Consider the following 18277-nt stretch of genomic DNA (forward strand, 5'->3'; position numbering starts at 1 on the left):
ACCAGCTCCGCCGGGCCGTCGGCGACACGGCCTTCTTCACCATCCTCCGCACCTGGCTCAAGGACCACCGGCACGGCAACGCCGACACCAAGCAGTTCATCGAGCTGTGCGAACGGAAGTCCGACAGGGACCTCAGGGCTCTCTTCGACATCTGGCTGTACGGGCCCGGCAAGCCGAAGAGGCCCTGAGGCCGCGGGCTTCAGCAGCCGGGCACGCTGCCGGGCGGGGCGCACTGGTTGGGCGTGTTGGCGAAGACCGAGCTCGCCACCAGGTTCACCGTGCCGCGGTTGTAGATGCCGCCGCCGTCTCCGGCCCGGTTTCCGCTGACCGTGGTGGACTGCAGGGTGGCGGTGCGGCCGGACTGGTTGAGCAGACCGCCGCCTCGAGAGCCGGTGGCACTGGCAGTGTTGCCGACGATCTGTGTGCTGGAGGTCGTCAGCGTGGCGCCATTGACGATACCGGCCCCCGCATCGCCGCTGGCGGTGGCGGTGTTGTGATCCACGCTGCTGGAGAGGAGGTGGGTGGTGGCGAACGAGGTGATGCCGGCGCCCACGGGGGCGGTGTTGCCGCTGACCTCCGTGTTCAACAGCGTCAGCGTGCCGCTGCCCCAGATGCCGCCTCCCGATGAGGTGGCGGTGTTGTTGACGACTCTGCTGTTGGTGAGCGTGGCGGTTCCGCCGTCCATGTCCATTCCGCCCCCGAAGGGCGAGGTGTTGCCGCTGAGCGTGGAGTTCTCGACGGAGACCGATCCCTCGTCGTTGTCGATGCCGCCACCCCCCGAGTCCGAGCCCACGTTGCCGGTGATGGTGGAGTTGACCACCCGTAAGGTGCCGCCGTCGTTCAGCCAGACGCCGCCTCCTACCTCACCCGGGGAAGTACGGCCATTGCGGACGGTGAGGTCGACGAGGGTGAGGTAGCCGTCGGGCGGATCGACTTCAAAGATGCGGAAGTCCGGGGTGCCGGCCGCGGCGGAACGCTCGATGATGCTGCCGTTCCCCGTGATCGAGATGTTCTTTCTGATCACCGGCAGTCCGTTGGGGCTGCCGGAGTCGGAGTTGTCGACGGCGGTGAGGGTGTAGGTGCACCCGGCCGACAGCACCAGGCTGTCGCCGCCGGAGTTGTTGGCGTTGGTGATGGCCGTGATCAGTGCGGTCGGGCTGCAGGGCACGAAGGTCGCGGCGTGAGCGGTGGACGGCACCGCGGCCAGCCCCGCGACCGCGAGGGACATGCTGGCGAAGGCCCGCATGACAGGGGTGATGCGCATGGTGCTCCTCGATGAGGGAGTGGCATGGGCCGCCGTGCGTCACCCGGTACCGGCCCGTAGGCCGCTCCCCGGGGGAGCGGAAGGCGGCCCACCGGTTGGGACCAGTACGCCACTGTGAGGGCACCTCCCCCAAGGGGCATGTTCAGAAAGTCACCTGTACGGGCTAACATCCAAGGATAAAAGTGATTTCAGACCTTATGCCGCCCGTCGGCAGAACGAGAGGCCGGGCCTTCAGGCCCGGCCTCTCGTGCGACGCGCGGCCGTTCCGACCGCGCCCGGGTCCGTCCGCAGAGCGCGATGGTGTGCCGCGGGCCCCTGGGCTCAGGCGACGCTCAGCAGGGCGCTGGTCTCGGCGGAGGACATCTCGGTGGCGTAGACGCGGCTGCCCGGCTGGTGCTTGCGGCCGCCCTCGCCCAGGTGGCCGGCGTCCACGGGGTCGAAGCCGATGTCGCGGATCAGCCCGGCCACGGCGGCCCTGGCCTCCTCGTCGTTGCCGGACAGCGGGATGGCCACCCGGTCGGTGGCGCCCTTGGGGCGGGCGTGGTCGCGGAGGTTCTCCCAGTAGATCGCGTTGAACGCCTTGACCAGGTTGGCGCCGGTGTGGGCCTGGATCTTCTCGCTCGAGGTGGTGGCGTCGGCGTCGAGCTCCGGGTCGTTTCCGTCCCGCTCGGGGTAGTAGTTGCAGGTGTCGATGACGACCTTGCCGCGCAGCGGCTCGGTCGGCAGCTCCCGGTAGCGGCCGTAAGGGATGGACACGACCACCGCCTCGCCGATCCGGGCCGCCTCCTCGGCGGTCACCGCGCGGATCGGGCCGCCGATGTCGGTCACCAGGTCGGCCAGGGTGTCCGGGCCGCGGGAGTTGGCGATCGCCACCTCGTAGCCGATCGAGGCGAAGTGGCGGGCCAGCGTCGAGCCGATGTGGCCCGCTCCGATGATTCCGATGCGCACGGCGTTGCTCCCCTCCTCGTCTGTGGTGGGCCCCCGGCGGGTTACCGGCACCCCGCGGATCATGCATGCGCGGTGGGGGCAGGATGGCCGCCGGTGCCGCGCTCAGCGGCGGCGGGCCCGGGACCGCGCCGAGGCGAGCGGCTGGCGCGGCGACTAGACGTCGTCGCGGAGTACCGGTCGCAGCGCCTCGATCACCGCGGGATCGTCGATGGTGGAGGGCAGCTCGGTGTCCCGGCCGTCGGCGATGTCGCGCATGGTGCGGCGCAGGATCTTTCCCGAACGCGTCTTGGGCAGGGCCGCGACCACGTCGACCCGGCGCAGCGCCGCGACGGGGCCGATCGTCTCCCGGACGGCCGCGACGAGTTCCGTGGCGATGTCCCGCGGATCGCGGTCGAGGCCCGCCTTGAGCACGACGAGGCCGCGCGGCACCTGCCCCTTGAGCGGGTCGGTGACGCCGACGACAGCGCACTCGGCGACATCCGGGTGAGCGGCGAGCACCTCCTCCATCGCGCCGGTGGACAGCCGGTGCCCGGCCACGTTGATCACGTCGTCGATGCGGCCCATGACGTAGACGTAGCCGTCCTCGTCCTTACGGCCGCCGTCGCCGGTGAGGTAGTAGCCGCTGTAGGCGGACAGGTACGAGCGCACATACCGTGCGTCGTCCTGCCACACGGTGAGCAGCGTGCCGGGCGGCAGCGGCAGCCGGATCGCCACCGCGCCGTCGGCGCCCGGCGGCGCGTCGCGGCCCGTCGCGTCGAGGATGCGCACGTCGTAGCCGGGCATGGGCACCGTGGGCGAACCGGCCTTGAGCGGGTGGGGCTCCAGGCCCATGGGGTTGGCGACGATCGGCCAGCCGGTCTCGGTCTGCCACCAGTTGTCGACCACCGGAACGCCGAGCAGGTCCGTGGCCCAGCGGTAGGTCTCCGGGTCCAGGCGCTCACCGGCCAGGAACAGATGGCGCAGCGATCCGATGTCATGGGCGTGCAGAAGTGCCCCGCGCGGGTCCTCCTTCTTCACCGCGCGGATCGCCGTCGGCGCGGTGAACAGCGCCGTCACACGGTGTTCGGCGATCACCCGCCACAGCGCACCGGCGTCCGGAGTGCCGACGGGCTTTCCTTCGTAGAGGACGGTGGTGCAGCCGGTGAGCAGCGGTGCGTAGACGATGTAGGAGTGGCCGACGACCCAGCCGACGTCCGAGGCCGCCCAGAAGACTTCACCGGGGTGGGTGTCGTACACGTTCTCCAGGGACCAGCGCAGCGCGACCGCGTGGCCGCCGTTGTCGCGCACCACGCCCTTGGGCCGGCCGGTGGTGCCGGAGGTGTAGAGGATGTACAGCGGGTCGGTGGCGGCCACTGGGACGCAGCCGACCGGCTCGGCGGTCGCCATGGCCTGGTCCCAGTCGAGGTCACGGCCGGTCATCTCGGCCGCGCACTGCGGCCGCTGGCGGATGACACAGTGCTCCGGCTGGTGTTCGGCCAGCGCGAGGGCATCGTCCAGCAGCGGCTTGTACGGCACGACACGGGCCGGTTCGATGCCGCACGAGGCGGCGATGACGAGCTTGGGGCGGGCGTCGTCGATGCGCACGGCGAGCTCACGCGCGGCGAATCCCCCGAAGACGACCGAGTGGACGGCGCCGATGCGGGCGCAGGCCAGCATGGCGACGACCGCTTCGGGAATCATCGGCATATAGATCACGACGCGGTCGCCCTGGGCCACGCCGAGCCCGGTCAGCACTCCGGCGAACCGCGCGACCTCGTCACGCAACTCCCGGTAGGTGAACGCCGCCTTGCGGCCGGTGACCGGGCTGTCGTACACCAGCGCGAGTCGCTCGCCGCGCCCGGCGTCGACGTGGCGGTCCAGAGCGTTGTGGCAGGTGTTCAACCGCCCGTCCGGGAACCACCGGTACAGCGGGGCCTCCGACGCGTCGAGGGCCCGGGTCGGGGCGACGGTCCAGTCGATGGCACGGGCGGCGTCCAGCCAGAAGCCTTCCGGATCCTCCAGGCTGCGCCGGTACTCAGCCGCATAGCCGTCCTGCTTCGGCGCCTGCGTCATGTCGATGCCCCTTTCCTCGTTCCGTTTTCCTCGATCCGTCCGCGCCGTGCCGGGAGGTGCCTCCCGCCCGCGCCCGTCCCGTACGAGCGGGTGGGCGTGCGTGCGGGTGGCACCCAGGGGCAGCCCAGCGGATGTGCCCGCCGGGCGCCAGGGTCATTTCATCAGCCATTCGGCGATGGCCTCCGCGCATGCGTCCAGAATGGCTTCGCCCTTCTCGGCGGACGCCCTGCGCGCGTCACCCGCCACGCCCGACGACGTGACGGTGTGGAACGACCGTGGTACGTGGATCGCCTCGCTCGGATCCGACTGGAGCGCGATCTCCGGGCCGACCGCCTCAGCGAGCCGTCCCTGGTCGACGAGGTCCGGCGCGATCGCCATCGCCATGGACGTCTCGCCCTCGCAGGCGTGCATCAGGGTGTCCTGGTCCTCCAGGATCTCCGCGATCCGCGCCTGCCCGGCCATGAAGTAGCTGGTGACGGCGATGGGCGCGGAGAGTTCCCGGGAGATCTCACCGCTGATCGCGTTCAAGGTCGTGATATTGCCGCCGTGGCCGTTGACGATCAGGATCTTGCTGAAGCCGGCCATGAGGATGGAGCGGCACACATCGCGCAACAGCGCGTGGTACGTCGCCAGCGTGAGGGTGAAGGTGCCGCCGAACTCGACATGATGGTCCGCCAGCCCGCACCAGAGGGACGGAGCGACGGCCACGGGCCTGCCCTGAGCGACCATGATCCTTGCTGCCCGGCGGCATGCCTCCGCGCTGAGGAAGTCATCAACGCCGGTGGGCAGGTGCGGACCGTGCTGCTCGGTGGAGCCCACGGGAAGCAGCACCGGTGCGTCCTGGGCCGCCAGCTCCTTGAGAGCGCGAGCGGTCATGCGGTTCCAGAGGATCTCTGGCATGGGGGTGTCCCTTTCCTGGCGGGCTCGGCGGAGGTCAGTGCGTGTTTTCAGGAATGACGGGGGGTGTGGGCCGGACGGGGGACGTGGACCCGACGGAGGACGTGGACTCGGCAGGGGACGTGGACCCGACGGGGGCGTCCGGCCGGGCGACGGCGGCGTGCGCCGGAGCCGAGATGGCTTCCAGCCCCAGTCCCGTGGTCCGTACGCCGAAGACGATCGCGACCGCGGCCAGCAGCATCGCCACGGCGACAACGGTGAAGGCGACCGCCGCTCCATAGGCGTCCAGGAGGGGGACCAGGTAGAAGGGGGCGGCCGCTGTCGAGAGCCGGCTCAGTGAGTACAGCCAGCCGGTGGCGGTGGTGCGCACACTCGTGGGGAACTGCTCCAACTGGTAGATGTGGCCCGAATTTGACATGACATTGGCCACCACGGTGAAGCAGAAACCCGAAGCGATGATCATGGCCGCCGAGCGGGCGCTTCCGTACATGAGCCCGAAGACCGCCATGCCCACCAGCGACGCGGACAGGATCCATTTCCGCTCCGCCCTCTCCATGATGAGCATGGAGAGATAGGAGCCGAGCGGATAGCCGATGAACGAGAAGGTCAGATAGGTCAGCGAGGTGTCGAGGTCGAATCCCTTGTCGGCGAGGACAAGCGTGGCGAGGTTGCCGAAACCGTAGAAGCCGATGGGCGCGAGGATCCACAGGATCGCCATGATGACCGTGCGACGGGCCAGGGGCCGGCGGAAGATGGCACGGACCGGCACCGGCTCGACCGGAGACCCGATGTCCGGCTGCTCGGGCTCGCCGGAGACCGCGGGAGGTGTCCAGCCTTCGGCCTCGGCGGCCTTCTCGAAACGGCTGGTGACGGCGTCGGCCTCCGCCGTGCGTCCGACCGACTCCAGCCAGCGAGGTGACTCGGGCAGACCTCTGCGCACCAGGAACGTCAGCAGGGCCCCGAGGGACCCGATGGCAAACATCCAGCGCCATCCCGCGACACCGAGCGGAGCGCCGTCCACCAGCACCAGGCCCAGGAAGCCGACGGCGGGTACGGCGAGATAGGCACCCGTGAAGGCCCATGCCACGTAGTAGCCGCGCCGGGCCGGGGGGAGGATGTCGCCCAGGAACGAATCCGTCACCGGCAGCTCCCCGCCCAGGCCGACGCCTGCCACGAAGCGGAAGATCACGAGCGTCCACAGGTCCGGGGCCAGGGCGCAGCCGAGCGTGGCCGCGGAGTACAGGGTCAGCGTGACCATGTACGCGGTCCGCCGGCCGACCCGGTCCGCGAGCCGCCCGATCACCACGGCTCCGACGAAGGCTCCGACGAACGCCGAGGCCAGGACGAGCGACAGCTCGAAGCCGGCCAGGTCGAAGGTCGTCCTCAGCGTGGTCGCCAGGACTCCGACGAGGAACAGCTCGTAGATCTCGAAGAAATGGAGCACCACTGGTCCAGCCTGCCGCTCGGAGACCTGTCGACACGCCTCGAACAGAGCCTGGGGAGCGACGGCGACCCGGCCGGATTCCTGCGCCAGTTCTCCGAGATCCTGCTGACCTTCATCGACGACACGGATCAGGTCGCCTTCACGCGGCTGGTGATCGCCGAGTCCCGCCGGAGCCCCTGGATCGCCGAGGAGTTCTACCGGGTCGGCAAGGAGCCGTTGACCAAGGCACTCGCCGACTGCCTGCAGCGTCTGCACGAGACAGGGAAGATCAACTGTCCGTCCCCGGGGCTGGCGGCACATCAATTCCTGGGACTCATCCAGGAATTCATCATCTGGCCGCAGGTCATGACTATCGGGCCGGATGTCATGAACATCCCGCCGTTCGATGTGGTCGTCGAAGAGGGAATCGCCATGTTCCTCGATCGCTATGGTGTCGGCAAAAGGCCCGCCTAAAGGTCATTGGGCGCGGCAGCGACAAGGGAATGTGTTGGCGTGGAGCTGATTCGGGAAGACAATGGAAGTGGAGTATTCCCGGAAGATCGGAGGATTCCATGATCGCCCTCGGGATCATTCTCCTCGTCGTCGGCTTCCTGACCGGCATCTCCATCCTGTGGACCATTGGCATCGTCATCCTCGTCATCGGAGCGATCCTCTGGGTCCTGGGCACCGCCGGACACGCGATCGGTGGGCGTCGGCACTACTGGTAGCAGAGGCGCCGACGCGTGCCGGCCAGTGCCTGCGCCCGGCCACTCGGCCGTGTTCCGGGCGGACCAATACCTGTGGTGGCGAAATGAGAAATTGATGCAGCGCGCGAAGAAAATTTCTGACGTGACAGACGGAGCGAAATGATTTAACATGCGCAGCCGCATGTGCCGTGCTACTGTGCTTCCAGTTGCAGTTGTGGTTCCCAAAATCTTCAAGCGCCCTCACTGGCTTTCCATGCCAATGGCAGTTCTTCTGCATTTCTGTCCATATTCCGGGCTGGGCAATCATCGCGCGACGCGGAGTCCGCACAGCGCGGGCTCCGGGCACTGCCCCAAAGGAGATATGACACATGGCTACTGGCACCGTGAAGTGGTTCAACGCGGAAAAGGGTTTCGGCTTCATCGAGCAGGACGGTGGCGGCGCTGACGTGTTCGCCCACTACTCGAACATCGCCGCCCAAGGTTTCCGCGAACTTCTGGAAGGCCAGAAGGTGAGCTTCGACATCGCGCAGGGCCAGAAGGGCCCGATGGCCGAGAACATCGTTCCCTCCCGAAGCTGACGCACGCAGTGAGAAGCCGGGCCCCGCGCCTTGGGTGCGGGCCCCGAATCGTCGCGCCGCAGGGCGCTGCCCCCGTCACGCCACACTCGACGCCCGGCCTCTCCGACCCGGATCGCGCCGCCCGCTTCAGGTCTCAGCCGGTGAGCATTCCCTCCGGCCGGACCCGTTTCGGTATTTGTTCTGGCCCGTTCTTGCGATTCTCTGCGCTGCTGAGCGCTGCGGGAATTCCTTGATGCGTGCCGCTTCGAGGAAGGTTCCGCATGAACCGCACACGTAAGAATGCCCGTTCCGTCCCCGCCCGTGCCGGCGGTTCCGGCTCCCGAGAGGGCGGCAGCCGCTCGGGGGCTACGGTCTCCAAGCGCTCCGGTGGTCCGAGCCGTTCGCGCGGTTACGGGGGCCGGCCCGCCGCACCGCGGGGGGAGTTCGCCCCGCCAGTGACGAGCAGCCCCGCACTCCCCGCCGCCGAGGCGTTCGCTGATCTCGAGATGCCCCGGCATTTGCTGGCCGCGCTGGTCGCCGAAAAGGTGACCGTACCGTTTCCGATCCAGGCGGCGACCCTGCCGAACTCCCTCGCGGGCCGTGACGTACTCGGCCGCGGGCGCACCGGATCCGGCAAGACCCTGGCCTTCGGCCTGGCGCTGCTGGCCCGTACGGCCGGCCGGCGAGCCGAGTCCCGGCAGCCGCTGGCGCTGGTGCTGGTGCCCACCCGGGAGCTGGCACAGCAGGTCGCCGACGCGCTCGCTCCGTACGCCCGCTCCGTGCAGCTGCGGATGGCCACGGTGGTCGGCGGGATGCCGATCAGCAAGCAGGTCGGTGCGCTGCGTGGTGGGGCGGAGGTCGTCGTCGCGACGCCGGGCCGGCTGAAGGACCTCGTCGAGCGGGGCGACTGCTGCCTGAGCCAGGTCGACATCACCGTCCTGGACGAGGCTGACCAGATGACCGACATGGGCTTCATGCCGCAGGTCACAGCGCTGCTGGAGCAGGTGCGCCCGAAGGGGCAGCGGATGCTGTTCTCAGCCACTTTGGACCGCAACGTCGACCTTCTGGTCCGCCGGTACCTGATCGACCCGGTGGTCCACTCCGTCGACCCGTCCGCGGCCGCGGTCACCACGATGGAGCACCACGTGCTGCATGTGCACGGCGCGGACAAGCATCAGGTGACAACAGAGATCGCGGCGCGAGAGGGCCGAGTGATCATGTTCATGGAGACCAAGCATGCCGTCGACCAGCTCACGCGCCACCTGCTGAAGAGCGGTGTACGGGCCGCCGCACTGCACGGTGGAAAGTCGCAGTCGCAGCGCACCCGGACCCTGGCCCAGTTCAAGAAGGGGCATGTGACGGTCATGGTGGCGACCAATGTCGCGGCACGCGGGATCCATGTCGACAACCTCGACCTGGTGGTCAACGTGGACCCGCCCAACGACCACAAGGACTACCTTCACCGGGGAGGCCGCACGGCCCGCGCCGGCGAGTCCGGTCTCGTCGTCACCCTGGTCACGCCCGGCCAGCGCCGCGACACGGTCCGTCTCATGTCGGACGCCGGGATCCGCCCTCGGACCACTCAGGTCCGCTCAGGTGAGGCCGAACTGAGCCACATCACCGGCGCGCGCACTCCGTCGGGCATTCCGGTCGTCATCACCACAGCGGGGGTGGACCGCCCCGAGCGCGGCGTCCCCAACTCTCGCGATCGGCGCGGCCGGGCCGCTGGGGGCCGCCGGACCGGCGAGGCGACACACCGTAAAGCTCAGCGGCAGCCCGCCCTCGACGCGGCAGCCTAGAACCTTCCTCGATCAGGACGCTTGCCCATTCCCCAAGGAGGCACCCTTTGACGCTGGTCCAGATGACGCCGCACCCGGCGGATTCCGCCACCAAGACCGTGGTCGACGCCATGGACGCGCCCGGCCCGCAGGTCTGGGACTACATGACCGTAGAGGTGGCCTTGTCCGTCATGGCCAGTGCCCGTTCCAGGCACCTGCTCGTCCATGACGAGGACGGCCGGTGCACGGGCCTGATCGCTCAGGACCAGCTCACCGTCGTCCGCGACAGCTCCGCATACACGGATCGGGTCCGTCTGCGGGACATCTTCCGCGACAACGGGCCCTTCACCTCGCCCATGACCACGATCGCCGAAGCGGAGCGCACGATGCGGCACGGGCGGCTCGGGGCCCTCCCCGTCATCGACGAGCACGGCTGCGCCGTGGGCGTTCTCGCCCTCTCACGCTGATCCGCCTCCCCCGCTCAGACTTTCCCCCTCTCCCTGTGAGGCACCCATGCGTTGCGTCATCGCCCGCTTCCCGTTCGACCTGACCAAGAGTGGGGTGCTGGCGTCGATGAAGGGCGTCACGCCCGAGCTCGTCACGGGTGCGTCCGTGGTCATCGGCCGCCGCCAGTACCCCGTGAAGCAGGTGGGCGAGGTCGTCACCGGGCAGGACCGTCGTGACTTCACCGTCGGCGAAGTCACCAGGGCCATGACCCGTCTCGGCTTCACGTGCCGTGCCCTCCCCGAAATCTCACCCGCGCGCGGCCTCACTCCGCTTGAGGAAGCGTCGGCTCAGCTCGGCACCCCGGCGCCCAGGTAACCGACGGGACAGGCGAAAGCCGAGACCAGGACAGCGTTGAGGGCTCGACCGGCACGCACCGGTCGAGCCCTCAACGCGTTCAGTGTCCGGTCGGCAAGACAGCGCCTCCAGGGCCGACCAGGGGTCCGTGACTCATGAGTCGGAGTAGCTGAAGTCGCCAACGGTCCAGCCGCTGACGTCCTTGATCGCGACGCGGTACATCCCGCCCGTCTCGGGGATCCCCATGCTGCCTTGCAGGATCCGGGCGACGTGGAAGTGCAGATGCGTGGGCGGCTCGCCACGGTCGGGCCGCTCCTGCGTCTCGCCGGCGGTGAAGACGCCGGCGAAGGGGCCGAGACGGTCCGAGTCCCTCAGGATCTCCGATACACGCTGCCTCCACACGGCTTCGGGAGCCAACCGTCCGGTGATGACAGCGCCGCCGGTGACCACGGTCAGGGACATCTGATTGCTCTGCTCGGACTCCACCATGGCGGCCAAGTCAACGAGCAGTTCGTCAGCGTTCGACATGAGAGCCGATTTTATTCATCGATCCGGCCGGCTGTACCCCACTGGACGCAGCGGCGAACGGGCCGATGTCTCCTCCCGGGGTGTGGCCCCTGCGCCGGCCGGGTGACCAGGCGCACGCCCGCTGTTGCGGGCCGCAGGCTATCGAGGACTGACGCAGGACAAAATCTATGCTCGCCAGAGTAGACATTGGGCTGTGGGATGGCTAAGGTTTTTCCCGTAGACAGAGTCGAAGCGAGACCCGGCAGACATGAACTGGCGGGTAGAAGTACATGAAGTTCCCAGGTCGGTGCGGCTGTGGAGTTGCGAAGCCAGGTTGTTCGCAGGAAGGCGACGTGACTGGCAGCCGCACCGGGCGGCCCGGAGTGGATGACTCAGCAAAGAACGGAGGAAGCGGACGCCATCAAGGATCGCCCGGGCACGGAGAACCGGCCCGGGTACCGCAAGACCCCGGAATGGAAGGTGGTCCCCGGTCACGCATGCGCGATCCCCGCTATCCCGCCCTCCTCGGGCGGCGTAGCGGAAGACAGAAGGTCGGCACAGCAGTAGGGCCGACAGATGGTGTTGAATTTCCTTCGGGGCCCTGGTGCGTACGGCACCAGGGCCCCTCGACGCGTTGCTCAACGAGGTGAGAATGACAGTAGACAATCCGCTCGGTGGTCGTCTGGACGACGACGACTACCCCGCCTACACCATGGGACGGGCAGCAGAGATGCTCGGCACCACCCCCGGCTTTCTCCGCGCCATCGGTGAGGCCCGCCTCATCACCCCGCTCCGCTCGGAGGGCGGGCACCGCCGGTACTCCCGCTACCAGCTGCGGATCGCCGCCCGTGCCCGCGAGCTCGTCGACCAGGGCATGCCGGTCGAGGCCGCCTGCCGCATCGTCATCCTCGAGGACCAGCTCGAGGAAGCTCAGCGCATCAACGCGGAGTTCCGCCGCGCCGCGGCCGAACAGCACGACGACTCGCCATGAGCCCTTCCGGTCGCAGCCGGCGCCGCAGCGCGGAAGCGGCGCTGGTCCGCGTCAGGCATTGGCATGCCAGGAGCCGGGGTCAAAGCCGGTGAGCCGAGGACGGCGTCTCCCCCACCACCGATGGTCAGGCTCCTGACCGGGCCGCGGCACGGCCGCGGCAACGTTGTTCGGCCCTGCCGTTCGCGAGCGCCGTCGAGGCGAAGAAGAGCGATTGGGAACGGTCGGCGCCGGGCCAAACCGACCCGGCATCGCCAGCCGCACTCACCGCGGAAATCTCCCCAGGTCAGCGACGAGGTGGAGTTCATACATGCCCGGCACCCGCGTCTGCGGCGGGAGCGGAACAGGTCGCCGTTGGGTCCGCCTGTCCACGTCGGTTGAGCACCGGGGCAGTTCGCGGTTGGTTTCCCGGGTCGCCCGGCCCTGGCTCCCGCCCCGCCTTCTCGCCAAGTCCGCAGGCCAGTCGCTTCTCCAGGTGCTGGATCCGCGCGGCGAGCCGGGCGTTGCGGGCTGACCTTCGAGAGGTCGGTTCGGGGCGATGCCCGACGTACCGCAGAAGCCCAGGTTCCAGGCGATTCCGGACCTGGAGACCCTGCCGCCGTACGACAGCGAGGATGTGTCCGGCCCCGCGGGCGCGGGCGAGAGTTTGTCGGCGCCGCGCCAGGCGAAGCCGTGTGAGCAGCCGCCGCGTCCACGCGATGAGATGCGGCGGGAACACCTTCACCGCGCTGGGCTTCCCTGGCGAACTGGTTGACGAGTGCACCGGTGATGCCGTGGTTCAGGTCCCCGGCCCGGGACCGTCCCGCCATCGCCGGCGCCGGCATGGACGCGGAAGGCCACAGCGCCTGAGCCTCCCGCTCGACGCGCGTCGGCTTCGACACCCACGAGCCGTGTGAGAGGCCCAGCCGCGACGCTTGGACCAGCGAACCATCCATCTTGGTATGCAAGCTTGACCATATTTGGTCCACACCCCTACGGTGCCACCGTATCCGGCCACTCATCTACGCCAATAGGGGAAGACCGTGCCTCAGCCACAAGACATCTCACTCGTGGTGCTCGGTGACCACGACGTGACTTTCGAGGAGCTCGTGGCGGTCGCTCGCTACGACGCGGACGTGCGGTTCTCGCCGGCCTACATGTCCCGAGTGGGGCACTCCCGCATGCTCATCGAACGCTTCCTGAGCGAGGAGCGGCTCATCTACGGCGTCACCACAGGCTTCGGTGACAATGTGAAGCACGTCGTCAGTTCGGCGGATGCGACCGCGCTCCAAGAGAACCTCGTGCACTCCCACTCCATCTCCGTGGGAGAGCCCCTCCCGCGAGAAGTCGTGCGAGCAATCATGTTCGTCTGGCTGGTGCAGCTGGGCCAGGGCTTCTCGGGAGTCAGCCTTGAGCTCCTGCACACGATCCGCGCCCTGCTCAACGCGGGAGTGACGCCCCTCGCGCCGAGGAGCGGATCGGTCGGTTACCTCAGCGTTGAGGGGCACATTGCCCGCGTCCTCATCGGCCATGGCCGTGCCACGATCGCCGATGAGGTGCTCGAGGGGTCCGCAGCCCTGCAACGCGGCCGGGTCGAGCCTCACCGGCTCGGTGTCAAAGAGGGGTTGTCCCTGCTCAACGGAACCCATTCCGTCACCGCCCTCGCGGTCCTGGCCGCGTACGACTCCGCAGTGGCATCCCGAGCGGCTGACCTTGCGGCGGCCCTGACGTTCGAGGCCCTGGGTGGCACGATCAAGGCATTCGACGCGCGCTACCAGGCGCGCCGTGCCCACCCCGAGCAGCATGCCGCCGCGGAAAACCTGCTGGAGATACTCGCGGGCTCAGAGATCATGGAACGCACGGCGGATGCGAAGGTGCAGGACGCGTACACGCTGCGCGGCATCCCGCAAGTACACGGCGCGGCTCAGCGGTCGCTCTCCGATGCCCGTGCCATCGTGGCGGAAGCGCTGAAGTCACTCGGTGACAACCCGGTGATCATTCCAGAGGGGGACGACGGAGTCGCTCTCATGGGAGCCAACTTCGATGGCACGTTCGTGGGGCTCCAGGCCGACCAGACCGTGAACGCGCTCACGGTCCTCGCCAAGATCTCCGAGCGCCGCACCGACCGACTGGTCAACAGCAACCTGAGTGGACTGCCGGCGTTCCTCGCGAGTGAGCCCGGGCTCAACAACGGCTTCATGATCGCGCAGTACACGGCGGCGTCCCTGGTGATGGAGATGCGAGGCCTCGCCATCCCCGCGAGCAGTGATTCGGTGCCGACCTGCGCAGGTCAGGAGGACCCCGTAAGCAACGCTTACCTGGCGACTACGAAGGCTTACGAGGCCGTACAGAAGCTTCGCTACATTCTGGCGATCGAGGTCCTGTGCGCGGCACAGGCGCGCGACCTCCGCGAGGGCCTGGGAAGTGGCTCGCCCCTCACGACCGCCCTGCACGATTTCGTCCGGAGCGTATCTCCCCAACTCGACACCGACCGCTTCTACGCCGACGAGGTCGAAGCGCTCGCACGGTCGATCCACGACGGACGGCTCGATCAACTGCTGACCACTGCTCGTGTCGCACGGTCAAGGACACAGGAGGAATTGCCGGAACACGCGCCGGCGTGATCGCCACGCGTTCGTGTTGCCGCTCCTACAGTGGCCGGGCTTGCGACTACCTGGCCTGGATCTCTGCGTGCCCACCAGTCATCTGTGCCGGGAGGCTCCCTATGGGGACCGATGGAATAGCCCAGAACCGCACCACAGCCACCACAGCCACCACCGCCACCGCAGCCACCACTGCCAAGGAACCCCTGACCAGGTTTCACCTCAGGGTGACCGCAACCACGTTCGGCGCGAACTTCTCCGACGGTTACGCACTGGGGATCATCGGGGCCGTCCTGCCGGTGCTCGACACCTCGATGCACCTGAACGGGGCCTGGCAAGGACTGCTCGGCTCCTCCGCGCTGATCGGCCTCTTCTTCGGCAGCGTGATCCTCGGCCGCATGGCCGACGCCATCGGCCGTCAGAAGCTCTACCTGTACAACTTCGTCCTCATCGTGCTCGCCTCCGCCGGACAGCTGTGGGCACACAGTCTGTGGAGCCTGTTCGTTCTGCGCCTGCTCATCGGGTTCGGGCTTGGCGCGGACTACGCGGTGGGCCCCACACTGCTCGCAGAGTTCTCGCCTCGACGGATACGCGGCCTCCTGCTCGGGTCCTTGACTGTTCTGTGGACCGTCGGCTACGTGCTGGCCAACATTCTCGGCACCTACATCTCGCTCGACGACGACTCGGCCCATCTGCTGCTGGCCAGCGGCGCGCTGCCGGCCGCGCTCGTCCTCGTCCTGCGGATCGGTACCCCCGAGTCGCCGAGCTGGCTGGCGAGCCGGGGCCGGACGGCGGAAGCGGACGAGATCCGGCGCCACTACCTCGGGCAGGAGCCGGGCGCGCGCCCCGCGGAGGACCAGTCGGCGGTGGGGCAGGCGACCCCGGACTACGCGCAGCTGTTCGGCCCGGGTCAACGACGCAACACCTGGTTCGGCGTGATCTTCTACAGCGCGCAGGTGCTGCCGTACTTCGCGATCTACACCTTCATGCCGACGATCCTCGCCTCCCTCCACGTCTCGGACGAGAACACGCAGAACACCCTGCTCAACCTGTTCCTCCTGCTCGGCGGCGTGGTCGGGCTCTGGCCGGTGCACCGTATGGGACGCCGGCCCTTCACCATCTGGACCTTCGCGATCCTGACCGCGTGCCTGGCGGCGATGGCCGCGCTGAACAACGACGCCGGGCTGGTACTGATGGTGCCGTTCGTGGTCTACACGTTCGTCATGTCGGCTGCGTCCAACCTCGAACAGGTTTACCCGCCCGAGCTCTTCCCCACCGCGCTGCGCGGCGCCGGCGTCGGCTTCCTCAACGGCGCGAGCCGGATCGCCTCCGCGATCGGCACGTTCCTTCTGCCCATCAGCCTGGACCATCTCGGGGTCCGCTGGTCGATGGTCTGGCTGGCAGGAGTGCTGGTGCTCGGGACCCTGGTCAGCATCGCGTGGGCCCCCGAGACGAAGGACCTGGTGACGACCGAAAGTCGGTACCACTGATGCCCGTTCCCCGCCCTGACGCCAGGTGCTTCGACGGTGCGCTCCCGGTCCCATCTCGGGATGCTGCTCGCGGCGGGTCAGACCGGCGGTTTCGGAGCACTTGATCAGCGGGGGGTCATGGGTGGGCTGAGGTACTGGATGGCCGCGGCCAGGCCCGAAGCCGCGGCCGTCCGGCTTCCCTCTCCCACAAGTCTTCGAGGATCGCCAGATGTCCGTCCATCGCCCGCTCGATCCGCAGCGGATCCCGGGACTTCAATGCGTCGAGTGTCTCCTCGTGCGCACAAATGCCTCGCAGCGGATCAGCCGGCTGCCGATAGTCCATGTCCGTGGCAAGGCTGATCCGCGCCAGCAGTGAACATACGGTCTCCTCCAGAACCGAGTTGCCCGTTGCGCGAGCCATCGCGAGGTGGAACCGCGTATCCATCCGGTTGGACTTCTCCCGGTCATCGACGACCTCGCGATGGCGGTCGATGGTGTCCTGCATATAACGGAAGTCCGCTTCACCGGCGAAGATGCCGGCCAATTGAGCGACTTGGGGCTCAATCAACCGTCGTGCCTCCAGCACATGAGCGACGTCGCTGACAGTGAGGTTCACATGAGCCTTCAGTTGCGCCCCGGGCACGTCGTCGGACCGCACAAAAATGCCGCCTCCGGGCCCGGGCTCGACATGCAGAGCTCCCACCTGCACCAGGGCCTGCACGGCCTGGCGGACCGTCGGGCGGCTGACACCAAGGCCGGTCGCGAGGTCGCGCTCGGATGGCAACCGGTCTCCGATACGCAGGTCACCGGCGAGGAGAGCGAGCTCAATCTGTTCGACCGCATCCTCGTAGGTCCTGCGCGACCGAACCCTTCGCGGCGCCCACGTCATGGGAAAGCTCCTTGACAGCCTTGGCGAGGTCTCTTGACGAGCTTGCTTGCCCAAGCTCACTATAACGGTCATCTGGCTGTACCAAAGGCGGTCGTTTCCCTGCAGCACAGATCCAGCAATGGGTACGGTGACAGGGTCGGCCCCGCTGGGGCCCGAGCTCGCCTGACCTGCGCATTTGCCAGATCGTCACGTCGATGCCATAGCGACCGCTACACGTTGAAGCGGAACTCCACCACGTCCCCGTCCTGCATCACATAGTCCTTGCCCTCCATGCGCGCCTTACCGGCCGCGCGGGCCTCGGCGACGGAGCCCGTCTCGACCAGGTCCTCGTAGGAGATGACCTCGGCCTTGATGAAGCCCTTCTGGAAGTCGGTGTGGATGACACCGGCCGCTTCCGGGGCCGTGGCGCCCTTCTTGATGGTCCAGGCGCGGGATTCCTTGGGGCCGGCGGTGAGGTAGGTCTGGAGGCCGAGGGTGTTGAAGCCGACGTGGGCGAGGGTGGCGAGGCCGGGCTCGTCCTGGCCTACGGACTGGAGGAGCTCGAGGGCCTCGTCCTCGTCGAGCTCGGCGAGGTCGGCCTCCAGCTTGGCGTTGAGGAAGATCGCCTCGGCGGGGGCGACGAGGGCGCGCTGCTCGGCCTTGAAGGAGTCATCGGTGAGCTCTTCCTCGTCGACGTTGAAGACGTAGAGGAAGGGCTTGGTGGTGAGCAGGTGCAGCTCGTGGAGGAGGGCGGCGCGCTCGCTGCCCTGGACGATGCCGGCGGAGAAGAGGGTGCGGCCCTCGTCGAGGATGGCCTTGGCCTCCTCGATGGCCTTGACCTGCGGCTGCTTGTCCTTCTTGATCCGGGCCTCCTTGACCAGGCGCGGCAGCACCTTCTCGATGGTCTGGAGGTCGGCGAGGATCAGCTCGGTGTTGATCGTTTCGATGTCGCTCTTCGGCGAGATCTTGCCGTCGACGTGGACGACGTTCTCGTCCTTGAAGGCGCGGATGACCTGGCAGATGGCGTCCGACTCACGGATGTTCGCCAGGAACTTGTTGCCCAGGCCCTCGCCCTCCGAGGCGCCCTTGACGATGCCCGCGATGTCGACGAAGTCGACGGTGGCGGGCAGCTTGCGGGCCGAGCCGAAGATCTCGGCGAGCTTGTCCAGGCGGGGGTCGGGGACGCCGACCACGCCGACGTTGGGCTCGATGGTGGCGAACGGGTAGTTGGCCGCCAGCACGTCGTTCTTGGTGAGGGCGTTGAACAGGGTCGACTTGCCGACATTCGGCAGACCGACGATTCCGATCGTGAGCGACACGTTGACGACTTCCCGTAGCTTCCCGTGGCGGGGATGTGAGGACCGATGACGGGCCCCGGTGGAGCCGGGGCCGGTCCACCAGTCTACGGGGCCGCCCTCGATCACCCGCCCGGGCTG

The 18277-nt window shown here is 68.1% G+C and carries 17 protein-coding genes and 1 pseudogene; 10 read left to right on the forward strand and 8 right to left on the reverse strand.

Translation table 11 applies throughout. The annotated features are described in order from the left end of the window. A pseudogene (locus GWI24_RS01995) lies at positions 1–188 on the forward strand (M1 family peptidase); the annotation flags it as partial. Positions 189–199: 11 nt separating this feature from the next. On the opposite strand, the gene GWI24_RS02000 reads toward GWI24_RS01995, so the two are convergent. From GWI24_RS02000 to GWI24_RS02020, 5 genes are all read right to left on the reverse strand, one after another. Next, the gene (locus tag GWI24_RS02000; RefSeq protein ID WP_210944148.1) at positions 200–1264 is read right to left on the reverse strand and encodes a hypothetical protein; all 1065 of its coding nucleotides are present in this window, start codon (positions 1262–1264) and stop codon (positions 200–202) included. Between the two features lie 321 nt (positions 1265–1585). Further along, entirely contained in the window at positions 1586–2212 is a 627-nt protein-coding gene (locus GWI24_RS02005) for an NADPH-dependent F420 reductase (RefSeq protein WP_210944149.1), read from the reverse strand. 153 nt (positions 2213–2365) lie between these two features. Further along, positions 2366–4264: a propionyl-CoA synthetase gene (locus tag GWI24_RS02010; RefSeq protein ID WP_210944150.1), complete on the reverse strand. Its 1899-nt coding sequence runs from the start codon at positions 4262–4264 to the stop codon at positions 2366–2368. 153 nt (positions 4265–4417) lie between these two features. Beyond that, a complete protein-coding gene (locus GWI24_RS02015) occupies positions 4418–5164 on the reverse strand; it encodes a creatininase family protein (RefSeq protein ID WP_210944151.1) in 747 nt (248 codons plus the stop codon). A gap of 34 nt (positions 5165–5198) precedes the next feature. Beyond that, entirely contained in the window at positions 5199–6608 is a 1410-nt protein-coding gene (locus GWI24_RS02020; RefSeq protein ID WP_308343354.1) for an MFS transporter, read from the reverse strand. Here GWI24_RS02020 and GWI24_RS02025 point away from each other — a divergent pair. From GWI24_RS02025 to GWI24_RS02050, 6 genes are all read left to right on the forward strand, one after another. Further along, complete coding sequence (locus GWI24_RS02025) at positions 6597–7058, forward strand: TetR/AcrR family transcriptional regulator C-terminal domain-containing protein (RefSeq protein ID WP_247615747.1); 462 nt, start codon at positions 6597–6599, stop codon at positions 7056–7058. The two genes, GWI24_RS02020 and GWI24_RS02025, sit on opposite strands and share 12 nt — an antisense overlap. 98 nt (positions 7059–7156) lie before the next feature. Continuing rightward, on the forward strand, positions 7157–7312 hold the full coding sequence (locus GWI24_RS02030; protein WP_210944152.1) for a DUF6131 family protein: 156 nt from the start codon (positions 7157–7159) through the stop codon (positions 7310–7312). A gap of 347 nt (positions 7313–7659) precedes the next feature. Then, the gene (locus GWI24_RS02035) at positions 7660–7869 is read left to right on the forward strand and encodes a cold-shock protein (RefSeq protein ID WP_210944153.1); all 210 of its coding nucleotides are present in this window, start codon (positions 7660–7662) and stop codon (positions 7867–7869) included. Positions 7870–8129: 260 nt separating this feature from the next. Further along, entirely contained in the window at positions 8130–9647 is a 1518-nt protein-coding gene (locus GWI24_RS02040) for a DEAD/DEAH box helicase (RefSeq protein WP_210944154.1), read from the forward strand. A gap of 47 nt (positions 9648–9694) precedes the next feature. Then, a complete protein-coding gene (locus tag GWI24_RS02045; RefSeq protein ID WP_247615744.1) occupies positions 9695–10093 on the forward strand; it encodes a CBS domain-containing protein in 399 nt (132 codons plus the stop codon). Positions 10094–10139: 46 nt separating this feature from the next. Further along, positions 10140–10448, forward strand: a complete 309-nt coding sequence (locus GWI24_RS02050) for an SCO5918 family protein (RefSeq protein ID WP_210944155.1) — start codon at positions 10140–10142, stop codon at positions 10446–10448. 132 nt (positions 10449–10580) lie between these two features. Here GWI24_RS02050 and GWI24_RS02055 read toward each other — a convergent pair whose 3' ends face one another. After that, a complete protein-coding gene (locus GWI24_RS02055; RefSeq protein ID WP_210944156.1) occupies positions 10581–10955 on the reverse strand; it encodes a hypothetical protein in 375 nt (124 codons plus the stop codon). Between the two features lie 631 nt (positions 10956–11586). On the opposite strand from GWI24_RS02055, the gene GWI24_RS02060 reads away from it, so the two are divergent. From GWI24_RS02060 to GWI24_RS02070, 3 genes are all read left to right on the forward strand, one after another. After that, positions 11587–11925, forward strand: coding sequence for a MerR family transcriptional regulator (locus GWI24_RS02060; RefSeq protein WP_210944157.1), 339 nt, complete (start codon positions 11587–11589; stop codon positions 11923–11925). A 1046-nt stretch (positions 11926–12971) separates the two neighbouring features. Next, complete coding sequence (hutH, locus tag GWI24_RS02065) at positions 12972–14525, forward strand: histidine ammonia-lyase (protein WP_210944158.1); 1554 nt, start codon at positions 12972–12974, stop codon at positions 14523–14525. Positions 14526–14731: 206 nt separating this feature from the next. Continuing rightward, positions 14732–15994: an MFS transporter gene (locus tag GWI24_RS02070; RefSeq protein ID WP_308343357.1), complete on the forward strand. Its 1263-nt coding sequence runs from the start codon at positions 14732–14734 to the stop codon at positions 15992–15994. 115 nt (positions 15995–16109) lie between these two features. On the opposite strand, the gene GWI24_RS02075 is transcribed toward GWI24_RS02070, so the two are convergent. Both GWI24_RS02075 and ychF read right to left on the reverse strand, forming a co-directional pair. Then, positions 16110–16862 (reverse strand): FadR/GntR family transcriptional regulator, encoded by a 753-nt coding sequence (locus GWI24_RS02075; protein ID WP_210944160.1) that lies wholly within the window; start codon positions 16860–16862, stop codon positions 16110–16112. A gap of 209 nt (positions 16863–17071) precedes the next feature. Beyond that, positions 17072–18160, reverse strand: a complete 1089-nt coding sequence (ychF, locus tag GWI24_RS02080; RefSeq protein WP_210944161.1) for a redox-regulated ATPase YchF — start codon at positions 18158–18160, stop codon at positions 17072–17074. Between the last annotated feature and the right edge of the window lie 117 nt (positions 18161–18277).

The organism is Streptomyces sp. MK37H (genome assembly GCF_018035285.1).
Lineage (GTDB): Bacteria > Actinomycetota > Actinomycetes > Streptomycetales > Streptomycetaceae > Streptomyces > Streptomyces endocoffeicus.